The following is a 13,564-nucleotide window of genomic DNA, read 5'->3' on the forward strand; positions in this document are numbered from 1 at the left end:
GGCTTAGACGAACTGGCCGAGTTCGGGGATCTCGGCGACGATCTTGCCGACCACTTCCGGGCCGGCTTCCTTCTCGGCATAGGCGAAGAGCTCCTTGCCGATCGCCTGGATCTGGTTGAGGTCGAGGCCGAGCGCCATCAACTGGCCGCCAAGGCCGGCGATGCCGCCGCCGACATGGCCGACCATGCCGGCCAGCATGCCCATGAAACCGCCGCTCTGGGCATTCATGGCCTCATTGGTGACTTCACGCGCGCCACTGATCGAATCGACGAGCTTCGATACCGCGTCGGCGGGTCCTTCCCGCTCCAGGAAGGCAAGCACGGCACCGATAGCCTGCGTCGCAACTTCGGGGCTCACGCCAATCTTCGCACCCAGTTGGGCGACCAGCTCTTCCATCTTTTTTCTCCCTGACGTGACGCGGATGCTACCAAAGACCCACGGTAGGCCAACCGCTCTTCTCTGTTTCCCATTTTGCCATGGAGATCAAGGCCGTGGCTTTAAATACTTGTAACACTTCATCAAGCCATTGGCCGTAGCGATTGGCCGCGCGGCCGGTTATGGTTCGCGTTGCGATTTGACCGTTCAGGACAGGAAGAGATGACCGATCAGAGCCGGATTTTCGTTGCCAAGAGCGCGGAGCCCCAATATCTCGCGCTGGCCTTCGGCAATCGGCATGGGCTGGTCACCGGGGCGACGGGAACCGGCAAGACGGTGACCCTGCAAGTCCTGGCGGAAGGGTTCTCCGCCCGTGGCGTGCCGGTGTTCGCGGCGGACATCAAGGGTGACCTCTCCGGGGTCTCCCAGCGCGGCGAAGCCAAGGACTTCATCGTCAAGCGGGCCGCCGACGTCGGCATCACCTATCAGCCCGACCAGTTTCCGGTGCAGTTCTGGGACGTCTTCGGCGAGCAGGGCATGCCGATCCGTGCGACGGTCTCCGATGTCGGGCCGCTCCTGCTCGCCCGGATGCTGCAATTGAACGACGTCCAGGAGGGTGTGCTCAACGCCGCCTTCAAGCTCGCCGACGACCAGGGCCTGCTGCTGCTCGATCTCAAGGACCTTCAGGCCCTGCTGGCTGATATGGCCGACAAGGCGGCCGAGCTGATCAAGACCTATGGCAATGTCTCCAAGACGACGGTGGGGGCGATCCAGCGCCAGCTCCTGGCCCTGGAGCAGCAGGGCGGCGACAAATTCTTCGGCGAACCGGCCCTGTCGCTTGCCGATATCGGCCTGCTCGATGCCAAGGGGCGCGGCACCATCAATATCCTGGCCGCCGACAAGCTGATGATGGCGCCCCAGCTCTACGCCACTTTCCTGCTCTGGCTGCTGTCCGAGCTCTTCGAGCAACTGCCCGAGGTCGGCGACCTCGACAAGCCCAAGCTGGTGTTCTTCTTCGACGAGGCGCATCTCCTGTTCAACGATGCCCCGCCCGCGCTGCTGCAAAAGATCGAGCAGGTGGTGCGCCTGATCCGTTCCAAGGGCATCGGCGTCTATTTCGTCACCCAGAACCCGCTCGACGTGCCCGACACCGTGCTCGGCCAGCTCGGCAATCGCGTGCAGCATGCCTTGCGCGCCTTCACGCCGCGCGACCAGAAGGCGGTCAAGGCCGCGGCCGAGACCTTCCGCCCCAATCCCGAGCTCGACACCGCCAAGGTCATCTCGGAACTCGGCAAGGGTGAGGCCCTCGTCTCCTTCCTCGAAGGCAATGGCGTGCCGTCCATTGTGCAGCGGGCGCTGATCCTGCCGCCGGCGGCGCGGGTGGGCGCCATCACGCCAGCCGAACGCCAGGCGATCCTGCAAGCTTCCCCGCTACGCGGCAAATATGAAACCGTGGTCGATCGCGAATCGGCCTTCGAAATGCTGCAGCGCCGCGTCACCGACGAGGCAGCGCCCGCCGAGCAGGCGGAGGAGGGTGGCGGTTTGCTCGGCAGCGTCCTGGGAAGCGTGTTCGGTTCGGGCAGCGGCGGCGGGCGTGCTTCCGGCCGCATGACGACCTCGCAGGCCGTGATTCGCTCGGTGACACGCACGATCGCCACGACCGCCGGCCGGGAGATTACCCAGGCGATCCTGAGAGGTGTGCTCGGCGGCCGTTCGCGACGCTAAGGCAAGCGCCCTCGCAATGCCATAGCTGAAGAGTCAGTATACAAGTACTACCAGTTCGCCGTTATTCGGGCCGCCTACGTCAAATTTCCCGTATTGCATTCCTGCCCCTCCTGGTGAGGTATTGGGATCAGCATATACGTTTGGGTACCCTTGGCGTATGAGCTTTTGAAGCGCGATTGCTGGAGGCTCTTGGGCGATGGATGGCGCAACTATACTGAACGACCGCTCGAATAGAAAAGTAATACAATCCGCTGATATTTTATTAGTGAATCCAAACCGAGAGGTTGCCGAGTTTTGGCGTGAGAACCTGCTGGATTTCGGCATGACCAAAGTCAGACTTGCTTCGGGTATCGTGGATGCTCTGGAGATGGCGCGCCGGGATCCCCCGCTGGGTGTTGTGATCGCACTGCCGGTGCTTGCGGACGCCTTTGCATTGTTGGGCGCACTGAGCCAGGACGAAGGAGGCGAGCTGCGTGAAGTGCCGATTCTGCTGGTCGCAAACCAGCCGAACCGTGCTGCGCTTCTCACGGCCACCCAGGCTGGTTTCGATGCCGTGCTGACCGAGCCGGTCTCGCCGCGGCAGATCTATCGGCGGGTGGGATCGATGATCCAGCGCACACGACTCACCGCTCGGATGCGGAGCCTTGCGAGCTGACCAGCGCTATTTTTGCCCTTCCCGCTGAGGGGAGGGCGCAGCCACAGGCCGCGAAAATGCCATCGGAAGGCAAGTCGGCCCTACCCAGATCGGGCAAGGCGCGTTAGCTTGGCGCTTTCTCACCCGCATCGTTAAGGCACATGTCTGATATCAATAAAGCGCTCGATGCTGCCGACAAGGCACTCGATGCCAGCCTCGACCGGCTGTTCGAATTTCTCCGCATTCCCTCGATCTCCGCCGACAGCGCCTATGCCGGCGATTGTCAGAAGGCCGCCGAATGGGCGGCCGCGGTCTTGAGGGACATCGGCTTCGATGCCTCGCCGCGCAAGACCATCGGCCATCCCATGGTGGTGGGACATCGGCGCACCGGCAAGCCGGGCGTGCCGCATGTCCTATTCTACGGCCACTATGACGTACAGCCGCCGGATCCGCTCAATCTGTGGCACACCAAGCCGTTCGAGCCGGTGCGCAAGCCCGGTCCCCACGGCGATATCATTGTGGCCAGGGGCGCTTCCGACGACAAGGGCCAGGTGATGACCTTCATCGAGGCCTGCCGCGCCCTGATCGAGACGCAGGGAGAACTGCCGATCGATGTGACGGTGTTCCTGGAGGGCGAGGAAGAATCATCCTCGCGCAGCCTCATTCCCTTCCTCAAGGAGAACAAGGACGAGCTGAAGGCCGATTTCTGCCTGGTCTGCGATACCGACATGTGGGATCGCGAAACGCCAGCCATCACCACCATGCTGCGCGGCATGGTCTATGAGGAAGTCACCATCAAGGCCGCCAGCCGCGACCTGCATTCGGGCATGTATGGCGGTGCTGCCCAGAACCCGATTCGGGTGCTGTCGAAGATCCTCGCCGCCTTGCACGACGACGATGGCCGCGTCACCCTGCCGGGCTTTTACGACGGCGTGAAGGAATTGCCCGACGCGGTGAAGGCCGAGTGGGCCGCTCTCGATTTCGACGGTGAGGCCTATCTTGCCGAAGTCGGCCTGAAGGTGCCGGCCGGCGAGAAGGATCGCACGGTGCTCGAGCAGATCACCGTACGCCCGACCTGCGATGTCAACGGCATCAGCGGCGGCTATGAGGGCGAGGGCGCCAAGACGGTGATCGCCGCCCAGGCTTTCGCCAAGGTGTCCTTCCGCCTCGTGGCCGGCCAGGAGCCCGAAAAGGTGCAGGCTGCCTTCCGCAAATTCGTGGCCGATCGCCTGCCGGCTGACTGCCAGGCCGAATTCCAGTCGCATGGCCTCGGCCCCGCCATCGCCGTGCCGGCGGATAGCGAACCACTGGCCAAGGCGCGAGCGGCGCTGGCGGAGGAGTGGGGTCGCACTGCGCCGGTGATCGGGTCCGGCGGTTCGATCCCGGTAGTCGGCGACATGCAGCGCATCCTCGGCATCGATTCGCTTCTGATCGGCTTTGCCCTGGAAGACGATCAGATCCATTCGCCCAACGAGAAGTACGATGTGCGCAGCTTCCACCGGGGCATCCGCTCCTGGGTGCGCATTCTCGACGCGCTCGCCAAATAGGACAGGCCGTCAGCGGGGCCGGTGCCAGCACCTGCCCCCCTTTGTTGGCGCGATACGGATCCATCATGAAAGCCGTGGTTTTCGAACAGTTCGGGCAGTCGCCGAAACTCCAAAGCGTTCCCGACCCGACGCCCTCGCCGGAGGGGGTGGTGGTCAAGGTCGAGGCCACGGGCCTGTGCCGCAGCGATTGGCATGGCTGGATGGGGCACGACTCCGATATCGTGCTGCCCCATGTCCCGGGGCACGAATTGGCCGGCACTATCGTGGCGGTCGGCAACCAGGTCAGGCGCTGGCGTGCGGGGCAGCGCGTCACCGTGTCTTTCGTCGCCGGCTGCGGCCATTGCCGGGAATGTGCCGGCGGCAACCAGCAGGTCTGCGAACAGCAGTTCCAGCCGGGTTTCACGGCCTGGGGTTCCTTTGCGGAGTTCGTGGCGCTCGATTTTGCCGATGCCAATCTGGTCGAATTGCCCGAAACCCTCGATTCGGCGACGGCGGCGAGCCTGGGCTGCCGTTTTGCTACCTCCTTCAGGGCGGTGGTCGACCAGGGACGGGTCCGGGCAGGGGACTGGGTCGCCGTGCATGGCTGCGGCGGAGTCGGGCTGTCGGCAATCATGATTGCCAGCGCTGTCGGCGCCAATGTCGTGGCCATCGATCTGACCGATGAAAAACTGGATTTCGCTCGCCAATTCGGCGCGGTGGCAACCATCAATGCGGCGCAGACCAAGGATGTGGTCGCCGCGGTCCGAGACCTCACCGGCGGTGGCGCCCAGGTGTCGCTGGATGCGCTGGGCCATCCCGTCACCAGCGTCAATTCCATCGGCAATCTGCGCCGGCGCGGCCGCCACGTCCAGGTTGGCCTGATGCTGGGCGACCATGCCAGGCCGCCGATTCCGATGGACCGTGTGATCGCCTACGAGCTCGAGATCCTCGGCAGCCACGGCATGCAGGCTTTCCGCTACCAGGCGATGTTCGACATGATCGCCTCAGGTAAACTGGCGCCTCAGAAGCTGATCGGCAGCCGCATCGGCCTCGACGAGGCGCCGGAGGCCTTGATGCGTATGGACCGCTTCGACGGCGTCGGCATCAGCGTCGTAACGCGCTTTTGAGATCCATGCCGGCCGTGCCGAACGCACAATAGACGGTGGCGCCGTAGAACGCCGCGCCGACGATGCCGACGATGGCGAGGCCGATAATGTCTCCAATATGGGAGAGCCCGGCCAGGAATGGCACCAGGGCGGTGGCGGCCGCATACATGGCCAGGCCGGTGGTGACGGTTGCCAGGGCGACGCAAGCCAGCATGGCATAGAGGCGCCGGTCGAGATGCATGAAGCCGCGGCGACTGGCCAGCACTGCCAGGAGGCCGAGATTGACCCAGGCGCCGAGCGAAGTCGCCAGGGCAAGCCCCGCCTGCTGCAGCGGTCCCATCAGGACGATCTTCAGCCCGATATTGACGGCGATGCCGGTGAGGGAGGCCCAGAGCGGCGTCGCCGTATCGCCGCGGGCATAGAAGCTGGCGACGGCCGAGCGGATCAGCACCACCGCCGGCAGGCCTGCGCCATAGGCGAGAAGGGCGCTGGAGGCGGCCTCGGCATCAGCCGCGGTAAAGGCGCCGCGCATGAACAATGCGCGCATGATGAGATCGGGGACGGCAAGGAAGCCGGCGAGAAAAGGCGCGGCCAGCAGCCAGGTCAGGAAGATGGTGCGCCGCTGGGCGGCATGCGCCTCGTCGACCTGTCCGGCCGCCAGCAGGCGGCTCATCTGCGGCAGGATCACGGTGCCGGCCGCGATGCCGATGATGCCGAGCGGCAATTGATTGATGCGGTCGGCATAATAGAGGGCTGCCACCGCACCGGCCGATAGCAGCGAGGCGATGATGGTATCGGCAAAGATGGCGATCTGGGTGCCCATCGAGCCGATAGTGGCCGGCCCCAGCGCCTTGAAGAAGGCTTTCACCGGCGCGTCCAGCTTGATCGGCTCGGGCTTGGCGAGCACGCGGGCCCGGCGCGCCGCCCACAGCATGAAGCCGAGCTGCAGGACACCGGAGATGGTGAGGCCCCAGGCCGCGGCGTGGGCGGTGGTCGGAAACCAATGATGCGCGAGCAGGGTGGCGATCATCGCCACATTGAGCAGGATCGGTGCCGCGGCGGCGGCCGTGAAGCGTCCGACGGCGTTGAGCACGCCGCCATAGAGCGTGGCCAGAGTAATCAGGATGAGATACGGAAAGGTGATCCGGGTGAGCGTCACGGCGAGGTCGAAACGCTCGCCCTCGAAGCCCGGCGCATTCAAGCCGACGAATTGCGGCGTGAAGATCAGCACCAATCCCAGCAGGATGACCTGCGAGATCAGCAATATCGACACAATCCGCCCCTGGAACAGCCGTGCGGCGTCGTCCCCATCCTGCTGGTGAACCCTGGTGTAGGCGGGCACGAAGGAGGCGTTGAAGGCGCCTTCGCCGAAGATGGCGCGGAAATTGTTCGGTAGGCGGAAGGCGACGATGAAGGCCTCCGCGGCCGGGCCGCTTCCCATCAGGGCGGCCATCAAGGCGTCCCGGACAAAACCGGTCACGCGTGACACCATGGTCCAGGCGCCGATGGAAAGAATGTTCTTCAGCAAGGAGAGGGCCTATCGTGATGTCAGCTCCGCCTATACGCGGCTTTGATCGGCGGGAACAGGCAGTATCGCCTTGAAAAGGTTGCCGTCGGGTGAGGACGGTATGGATTTTCGGTGGAGAAGCCACTGTCCGGGCGAGTCGCGTTCAAGTGTGGCGTCGATTTACTCGGATGTGCCGTTTCCATGCCTTGCGATTCTCGACAATTGCGCCAGAGTGCAAAAGCCCCTGAAAAAGAAAGAGGCCGCAGCTTGCGCTGCGGCCCAAGTCTAGGGAGGAAACGCCCAAGGAGGGCTATCAAACGGGGAAAAAGTTCCGCGCCGTTTGACAAGGATTAGTTTAGTGTGCGCCGCACAATAAACAATTGCTGAGTTTGCATGGCTGCTAGGCGAGCCATGCGTAGCGATTGCAGGTGCTCCGCTACCAGTTTTTGAGAAAAAATAAGAATATCAATGCATTATTTGATCTGTCGAAGATTTCGAATTTAGGCCTTGTGCCAAGAAAGGGGCAAGCCATGCGTCAGGTGGGACGGACGCACGGTAAAATCTCCTAAAATGAAAAGGGCGGAGAATGCTCCGCCCTTTCAGCTTCTCGATAAAGTGCCTGAAGACGCCCTGCAGCCCGATGGATTGCGGGATGTAGAGGGCGGTCCCTGCGAAGCAGGCGCCATTCGAGCCCATGGGCCGGATGGCGCTCCAAGGCTGCTTACTTCACTGCCGCTTCATAGAGCTCGGCGACATATTCCCAGTTCACCAGGTTGTCGACGAAAGCCTTGAGATAGTCGGGGCGACGGTTGCGGTAGTCGATGTAATAGGAATGCTCCCAGACGTCGACGCCGAGGATCGGGGTAGCGCCATGCACCAGCGGGCTCTCGCCGTTCGGGGTCTTGGCGATGATGACCTTGCCGTCCTTGACGGCGAGCCAGGCCCACCCCGAACCGAACTGGGTGACGCCGGCCTGGATGAAGTCTTCCTTGGCTTTGTCGACCGAGCCGAGGCCGTCGACGATGGCCTTTTCGAGGTTGCCGGGAATCGCGCCGCCGCCATTGGGCTTCAGCCACTTCCAGAAATGCAGATGGTTGTAGTGCTGGCCGGCATTGTTGAACAGGCCGGCATTCTTGCCATAGGAGCCCTTGACGATGTCCTCGAGGCTCTTGCCTTCCCACTCCGTGCCCTTGAGCAGGTTGTTGCCGTTGTTCACATAAGCAAGGTGATGCTTGTCGTGGTGGAACTCCAGCGTTTCGCGCGACATGTAGGGCGCGAGGGCGTCATAGGAGTAGGTCAGTTCGGGAAGCGTGAAGGACATGGTGTTCCTCGTGAAGTGACATGATGGCGATGGGCATGGCTACAAAACGCAGCCCGCCCGTCCAGTGTTCCCGAACGGTTGCCACGAGATCGCAGATCTTGCAGCCATCCGGGCGGGAGCCGAATGAAGGGGTGGCGGCTAGCAGCCTCAATGCCCGCCGGAGCGGGCTGCGAGGCCGATGCACCGTCGGCGGGCAAACTTAAGCGCGATGGCGCTGGAAGGGAACAGATTTGGCAGGGTGACCGGCATGATTTTTAAGTTACGCCGCTCCCATCCTCTGCAGGGCGAAGGCCTGGACCAGAGCCACCTCCTTCAGCCGTTCGAAGCGCCCCGAAGCCCCGCCATGGCCCGAATCCATATTGACCTTGAAGATCACCGGGTTGCCCTGCGGGTTCTTCTCGCGCAGCCGCGCCACCCACTTGGCCGGTTCCCAATAGGTCACGCGGGGATCGGTCAGGCCGGCAAGGGCCAGGATGGGCGGATAGGGACGGGCGGCCACGTTGTCGACTGGGCTATAGGAAAGAATGGTCCGGAATGCCGCCTCGTCCTCGATCGGATTGCCCCATTCGGGCCATTCCGGCGGGGTGAGGGGCAGGCTGTCATCGAGCATGGTGGTGAGGACGTCGACGAAGGGAACCTCGGCCACGATGGCGCCGAACAGATCGGGGGCGAGATTGGCGACGGCACCCATCAGCATGCCGCCGGCCGAGCCGCCATGGGCGACGATCCGCTTGCGGGCGGTGAAACCGCGTTCGGCCAAGTAGCTGCCGGCCGCGATGAAATCCTGGAAGGTGTTGGGTTTCTTGGCGAGCTTGCCTTCGCGATACCAGCGCCAGCCCTTTTCCGTGCCGCCGCGAATATGGGCGATGGCATAGACGAAGCCACGGTCGACCAATGACAGCGCATTGGTGGAAAACTGCGCCGGCATCGACAGGCCATAGGCGCCATAGCCGTAGAGCAGCAGCGGTGCCGAGCCGTCCAGGGCGGTTTCCTTGCGGTAGAGCAGGCTGATGGGCACGCTTTCGCCATCGGCAGTGGGGGCGAAGACCCGGCGGGTGACGTAGAGTGCAGGGTCGTGCCCGGATGGAACCTCCTGGCGCTTGCGCAGGATGCGCTCGCGCGAGCGCATGTCGTAGTCATAGGTCTCGGCCGGCGTGGTCATCGAGGAATAGATGAAGCGGATCCGGTCGGTGATAAATTCCATGCCGCCGTCGAGCGAGAGGGAATAGGCCTCCTCGGCAAAGTCGATGGCGTGTTCCTCGCCGCTGGACAGGGAGCGGATCACGATGCGCGGCAGGCCGTCCTCGCGCTCGAGCCGGACCAGCCAATCGGCCAGCAGCACCATGTCGAGGATGTAGCGGCCCGGCTTATGCGGGATGAGATCGCTCCAGGACGCCTGAGCTGAAGACGCCTGAGCCGGCGTCGCCAGAGGCGCGGTCATGATGCGAAAATCCTCGGCGTCGTCGAAATTGGTCAGGATCAGCAACTGATCCTTCCCGTCCGGCAAGGGGAGATGCTCGATCTCATATTGCACGCCTTCCTGGCGAGCGGCGATCAGATGGACATGGCTGCCGGCATCCTCGAGGCGGATCACCCGGACTTCCGAGGTTTCATGGTCGTGGATGTCGATGACGGCCAGGCCGCGCGACTGGGTCTGCGACAGGCCGACGAACATGCCGGCATCGGCCTCGTCGTAGATGAGGCGATCGGTACTGGCCGGGGTTCCCAGATGATGCAGCCACACGCTGGAGGCGCGATGGTTCTCGTCGAGCTTCACATAGTAGAAGCCCGATCCATCCCCGAGCCAAACGGCCTCGCCTTCCGTATCGGGAACGTGATCGGCCAGCATTACGCCTTTCGAAGTATCAAGCAGGCGTATCGTATGGAATTCCGAGCCATTCTCATCACAACTCCAGGCGATCAGCCGATGATCGGGCGAGGGTGCAAACCCACCGAAGGCAAAGAAACTCTTGCCCTTTGCGAGGGCGTCGCCATCCAGAAGCAGCGTTTCCTCGCCGCCGCCACGCGGGCGACGGCAGAACAGGCGGTGCTGTCCACCCTGCCGGAAGCGCGAATAGTAGTCGAACGGCCCGTCCGGAGAGGGCACCGAGGAGTCGTCGGCCTTGATTCTCCCCTTGAGCTCCTCGAACAGGACGGCCCGCAGCTGCTCGCCCTCCGCAAGCTGGGCGTCGGCATAGCGATTTTCCTGCTCGAGATGGGCCTTGATGTCGGAGGGCAGCGTCGAGCCATCACGCAGCACATCCTGCCAATTGTCCGCCCGCAGCCAAGCATAGTCGTCCTGTAACGCAATACCGTGGACGACGCGTGTGCTCGGCCGCTTTTTGGCAGTCGGCGGCACAATGGGGGAAGAAGTCGTCATGTCATGCCTTCTGGTCGGGTGTGAAATTCATGGCATGGCCATTGATGCAATAGCGCAGGCCCGTCGGCGGCGGGCCATCCGGGAAGACATGGCCGAGATGGGCATCACAAGCGGCGCAGCGGATCTCGATACGGCGCATGCCGTAGGATCTGTCCTCCAACTCGACTACGGCATCCGCGCGCACAGGCTCGAAATAGCTCGGCCAACCGCAACCTGAATCGAATTTGGTATCCGACCTGAACAATTCCTCACCGCAACAGACGCAGGAATAGGTGCCTTTTTCTTTGGCGTTCCAGAAAGGTCCGGTAAAAGCGCGCTCCGTGCCGCGTTCGCGGGTAATGTGGTATTGTTCTGGAGAGAGAAGCGTCCGCCATTCCGCATCGGTTTTGTTAACTTTCTTGTTTGGCACAATTGTCTCCCAATATTTTGCCGCAAAGGGATGCTATCGAAACGGTAGACATACTTTGCGACTGATTCGACGAGCCGAGCGTTTGAAGACTATTCAGTTCGTCGTAAATAGGGAGTGGGGCGACAGTTCGCAATTCTGTGTCTTGTTGAATTCCGCGGCGAGCTTGCAAATTTGCATTTGCCGTTTGCCGAGGGTGGCAATTGTCGCAAGGGAAGCCGATCGAATCGTAGACCTTTCTCATCGGCGAGAGATCGGCGGCAGGCGCAGCGATGCTGCGTAATGCGCTGGTCGCGCGCGCCTTTCTACAATTGCAGTCTGCTGTCGTGTCTGGCGTGACCTATCCGGTTATCAGTGCAGATCAGATAGTCCGATCGGGTGTTGCAGTACCCATTTGTGATAGGGGCGCTTCTTACGTAGGCGGTTGCATGTTTTCACGGCAGTAATCAGAAACGGCGTAGTGAAAAATTCATGCTTGTCTTGCAAAAGATCTTGATTGATAAGATTTGAGAGTTTACATCAGTGCGCAATTCGAAATTCGCGATTCCAAAGTTGCGAAGCGGATGTATGGCCTGCACTGCTGTTAATGAATGGCGCGGCAGCGTAGCCGGTGGTGAACATTTAGTTAAATCAGACCAAAAAAAGAAAGTCGATTTACCATGAGCGACGGATCCAACAACACCAACTTCATCGAGCTCGCGGCGGACATCGTCTCGGCCTATGTCAGCAACAATTCGGTTGCTGCATCGGACCTGCCCGGCTTGATCAATGAGGTCCATGGTGCTCTTCAGCGTATCACCAGCGGCGTGCAGGAAGTGCCGGCCGAGGCTCCCAAGCCGGCGGTTCCGATCAAGAAGTCGGTGACGGCTGATTACATCATCTGCCTCGAGGACGGTAAGAAGTTCAAGTCCCTGAAGCGTCATCTGCGCACGCAATACAATATCTCGCCGGAAGAATACCGCGAGAAGTGGGCCCTGCCGGCTGATTATCCGATGGTCGCCCCCAATTATGCTCAGGCCCGCTCCAACCTGGCCAAGCAGATGGGCCTCGGCCAGCAGCGCCGCCGCAAGGGACGGTAGTTTCGCCACGGCCCTGCCGGAACGACAACAAGAGCCGGATGCCACGCATCCGGCTCTTGTTGTTTGAAGCATCGCGGGCGTGTCGTCAGGCGTGGTTTGGAGCAAGATGTCCGAAGCAGGAAGCGATCAGGTCGTGACCAGGACCTGCCGAGCGTCGCTGCGAATGCGTTCGACAAAGGATTTCAGCCCGTTGGAACGCTGCGGCGTGAGATGTTCCTCGAGCTGCAGTTTGCGGAAGATCTCGAGTGCGTCGATGGCCAGAATTTCCGAGGCGGTGCGGCCTGAATAGACGGCAACCAGGATCGCCAGGAGTCCGCGCACGATAAAGGCGTCGCTATCGCACTGAAAACCGGCCCGCCCGTCCTTCCAATGGGTGACGAGCCAGACCTGGCTGACGCAGCCCTGCACCTTGTTGGCCGCTGTCCGCGCCTCGTCAGGCAGTGGCTCCAGCGTCTTGCCGAGCTCGATCAGGTAACGATAGCGATCCTCCCAATCGTCCAGGAGTTCGAAATTCTCGATGATGACGGCGATATCTTGGCTGCTCATCCCCTTCATATAAGTGAGATGCCGAGGAAGACAAAGCCCTCTCAGGGAATGGAAGGGCGAGGGGGCGGCAAGGCTGTGAAGCGCTGACCGGCCGGGCTAGGAGTGGCGGCGGCATCCTCACCTGGGCTGGTGAGCAGGCCGGTGAGCTGCCTGGCACCGGCGAGGCCGGCGGCGCATTGCCGGGGACTGGCGGCGCAATAGGACAAGGCGGCGCCGACGGCCTTGTCGGCGAGGGTCGTTGCCGACAGGCCCGCCAGAGCCTGCTTGTCATGCTGGGCCCGCGGACCCGGCAACAGCAGGGCAACCACGGCCAGCCAGAACATCATGCGCAGGATAAAGAACACGTCTTAGGCTCCCGATCGATGGTCAATTCTAGCATGGGCACCATCGACAGGAGCGTGACTCACCGCACAGACGGCCGCAAAGTGAAGGGATGGTTAACCCGCGAGCCCATCTTGGTGAGGAATTGTTCACCATGTTTGGCACTTGCGCCGCCAAGAGGCCTTTCCAGACGCAGGAACGGCCTGGCAGGCCCATTCTCTTAGGGTTCGTTTAAAGGACGCACTGCCATGGTCGAGGGGTCATGTAGGGAGCGCGGCCACAGGGCCGTGCCGGGGCGTTGCGTCAGTTTGATTGGTTCATATCCGCCAAAGCATCCGTCGACCGCTTGGTCCACGGATCGGCGAAACACGATCCCTTGACAGCAGCTCGCCATGGTGCCTTCGTTGCCATGTTGCTGGGCGCGGCGCTGTTCGGGCTGACGCTGGTACCACCTTTCCTGGCCTTCTCCGGTGGTCCCAGCCTCGGTGTCGGCGGCATCATGGTACTGGTTGCCGCCCTGCTCGCTATCGTCTGGCGCTTGTCCGTCACCGGTCGTCTCGATGTTGCGGCTCTGCTCACTGTCCTCGCCGCATGCGGTTTTGCCGGCATCGTCGCCCGCCACAGCGGCGGGCACAGGG

Annotated in this window: 12 protein-coding genes and 1 pseudogene; 6 read left to right on the forward strand and 7 right to left on the reverse strand. The window is 62.2% G+C overall.

The features are described 5' to 3' along the window. Positions 1–3: 3 nt before the first annotated feature. Positions 4–396, reverse strand: coding sequence for a DUF2780 domain-containing protein (locus BA190_RS15245; RefSeq protein ID WP_068288794.1), 393 nt, complete (start codon positions 394–396; stop codon positions 4–6). A gap of 201 nt (positions 397–597) precedes the next feature. On the opposite strand from BA190_RS15245, the gene BA190_RS15250 reads away from it, so the two are divergent. The 4 genes from BA190_RS15250 (at position 598) to BA190_RS15265 (ending at position 5,387) form a co-directional block, all read left to right on the forward strand. Then, positions 598–2,100, forward strand: a complete 1,503-nt coding sequence (locus BA190_RS15250; RefSeq protein WP_068288798.1) for a helicase HerA-like domain-containing protein — start codon at positions 598–600, stop codon at positions 2,098–2,100. A gap of 196 nt (positions 2,101–2,296) precedes the next feature. After that, the gene (locus BA190_RS15255; RefSeq protein ID WP_156771527.1) at positions 2,297–2,755 is read left to right on the forward strand and encodes a two-component system response regulator; all 459 of its coding nucleotides are present in this window, start codon (positions 2,297–2,299) and stop codon (positions 2,753–2,755) included. 140 nt (positions 2,756–2,895) lie between these two features. After that, the gene (locus tag BA190_RS15260) at positions 2,896–4,281 is read left to right on the forward strand and encodes a M20/M25/M40 family metallo-hydrolase (protein WP_068288804.1); all 1,386 of its coding nucleotides are present in this window, start codon (positions 2,896–2,898) and stop codon (positions 4,279–4,281) included. Between the two features lie 65 nt (positions 4,282–4,346). Then, entirely contained in the window at positions 4,347–5,387 is a 1,041-nt protein-coding gene (locus BA190_RS15265; protein ID WP_068288808.1) for a zinc-dependent alcohol dehydrogenase family protein, read from the forward strand. Here the strand turns inward: BA190_RS15265 and murJ are convergent. The 4 genes from murJ to msrB all read right to left on the reverse strand — a co-directional run bounded on the left by murJ (position 5,365) and on the right by msrB (position 10,983). Then, positions 5,365–6,894 carry a murein biosynthesis integral membrane protein MurJ gene (gene murJ / locus BA190_RS15270; RefSeq protein WP_068288811.1) on the reverse strand — a complete coding sequence of 510 codons (1,530 nt, stop codon included), beginning with the start codon at positions 6,892–6,894 and terminating at the stop codon, positions 5,365–5,367. The genes BA190_RS15265 and murJ overlap by 23 nt on opposite strands. Before the next feature lie 700 nt (positions 6,895–7,594). After that, positions 7,595–8,194, reverse strand: coding sequence for a superoxide dismutase (locus tag BA190_RS15275; protein WP_068288814.1), 600 nt, complete (start codon positions 8,192–8,194; stop codon positions 7,595–7,597). Positions 8,195–8,453: 259 nt separating this feature from the next. After that, a complete protein-coding gene (locus tag BA190_RS15280; RefSeq protein ID WP_068288817.1) occupies positions 8,454–10,574 on the reverse strand; it encodes a S9 family peptidase in 2,121 nt (706 codons plus the stop codon). 1 nt (position 10,575) lies between these two features. Further along, a complete protein-coding gene (msrB, locus tag BA190_RS15285) occupies positions 10,576–10,983 on the reverse strand; it encodes a peptide-methionine (R)-S-oxide reductase MsrB (RefSeq protein ID WP_311933380.1) in 408 nt (135 codons plus the stop codon). Between the two features lie 656 nt (positions 10,984–11,639). Between msrB and BA190_RS15290 the strand changes: the two genes are divergently transcribed. Beyond that, positions 11,640–12,059: a MucR family transcriptional regulator gene (locus BA190_RS15290; RefSeq protein ID WP_068288823.1), complete on the forward strand. Its 420-nt coding sequence runs from the start codon at positions 11,640–11,642 to the stop codon at positions 12,057–12,059. A gap of 126 nt (positions 12,060–12,185) precedes the next feature. On the opposite strand, the gene BA190_RS15295 is transcribed toward BA190_RS15290, so the two are convergent. Beyond that, complete coding sequence (locus tag BA190_RS15295; RefSeq protein WP_068288826.1) at positions 12,186–12,605, reverse strand: SufE family protein; 420 nt, start codon at positions 12,603–12,605, stop codon at positions 12,186–12,188. Positions 12,606–12,646: 41 nt separating this feature from the next. Then, complete coding sequence (locus tag BA190_RS15300) at positions 12,647–12,949, reverse strand: hypothetical protein (protein ID WP_068288829.1); 303 nt, start codon at positions 12,947–12,949, stop codon at positions 12,647–12,649. Between the two features lie 353 nt (positions 12,950–13,302). On the opposite strand from BA190_RS15300, the pseudogene BA190_RS15305 reads away from it, so the two are divergent. Then, positions 13,303–13,564: pseudogene (locus BA190_RS15305) on the forward strand (hypothetical protein); the annotation flags it as partial.

This window comes from Labrys sp. WJW (assembly GCF_001676615.1).
Taxonomy (GTDB): Bacteria; Pseudomonadota; Alphaproteobacteria; order Rhizobiales; family Labraceae; genus Labrys; species Labrys sedimenti.

Excerpts from the sequence above, each read along its gene's own strand:
- BA190_RS15245 (WP_068288794.1), bottom strand. The coding sequence starts at position 396 with ATGGAAGAGCTGGTCGCCCAACTGGGTGCGAAGATTGGCGTGAGCCCC.
- BA190_RS15250 (WP_068288798.1), top strand. The coding sequence starts at position 598 with ATGACCGATCAGAGCCGGATTTTCGTTGCCAAGAGCGCGGAGCCCCAA.
- BA190_RS15255 (WP_156771527.1), top strand. The coding sequence starts at position 2,297 with ATGGATGGCGCAACTATACTGAACGACCGCTCGAATAGAAAAGTAATA.
- BA190_RS15260 (WP_068288804.1), top strand. The coding sequence starts at position 2,896 with ATGTCTGATATCAATAAAGCGCTCGATGCTGCCGACAAGGCACTCGAT.
- BA190_RS15265 (WP_068288808.1), top strand. The coding sequence starts at position 4,347 with ATGAAAGCCGTGGTTTTCGAACAGTTCGGGCAGTCGCCGAAACTCCAA.
- BA190_RS15275 (WP_068288814.1), bottom strand. The coding sequence starts at position 8,194 with ATGTCCTTCACGCTTCCCGAACTGACCTACTCCTATGACGCCCTCGCG.
- BA190_RS15280 (WP_068288817.1), bottom strand. The coding sequence starts at position 10,574 with ATGACGACTTCTTCCCCCATTGTGCCGCCGACTGCCAAAAAGCGGCCG.
- BA190_RS15290 (WP_068288823.1), top strand. The coding sequence starts at position 11,640 with ATGAGCGACGGATCCAACAACACCAACTTCATCGAGCTCGCGGCGGAC.
- BA190_RS15295 (WP_068288826.1), bottom strand. The coding sequence starts at position 12,605 with ATGAGCAGCCAAGATATCGCCGTCATCATCGAGAATTTCGAACTCCTG.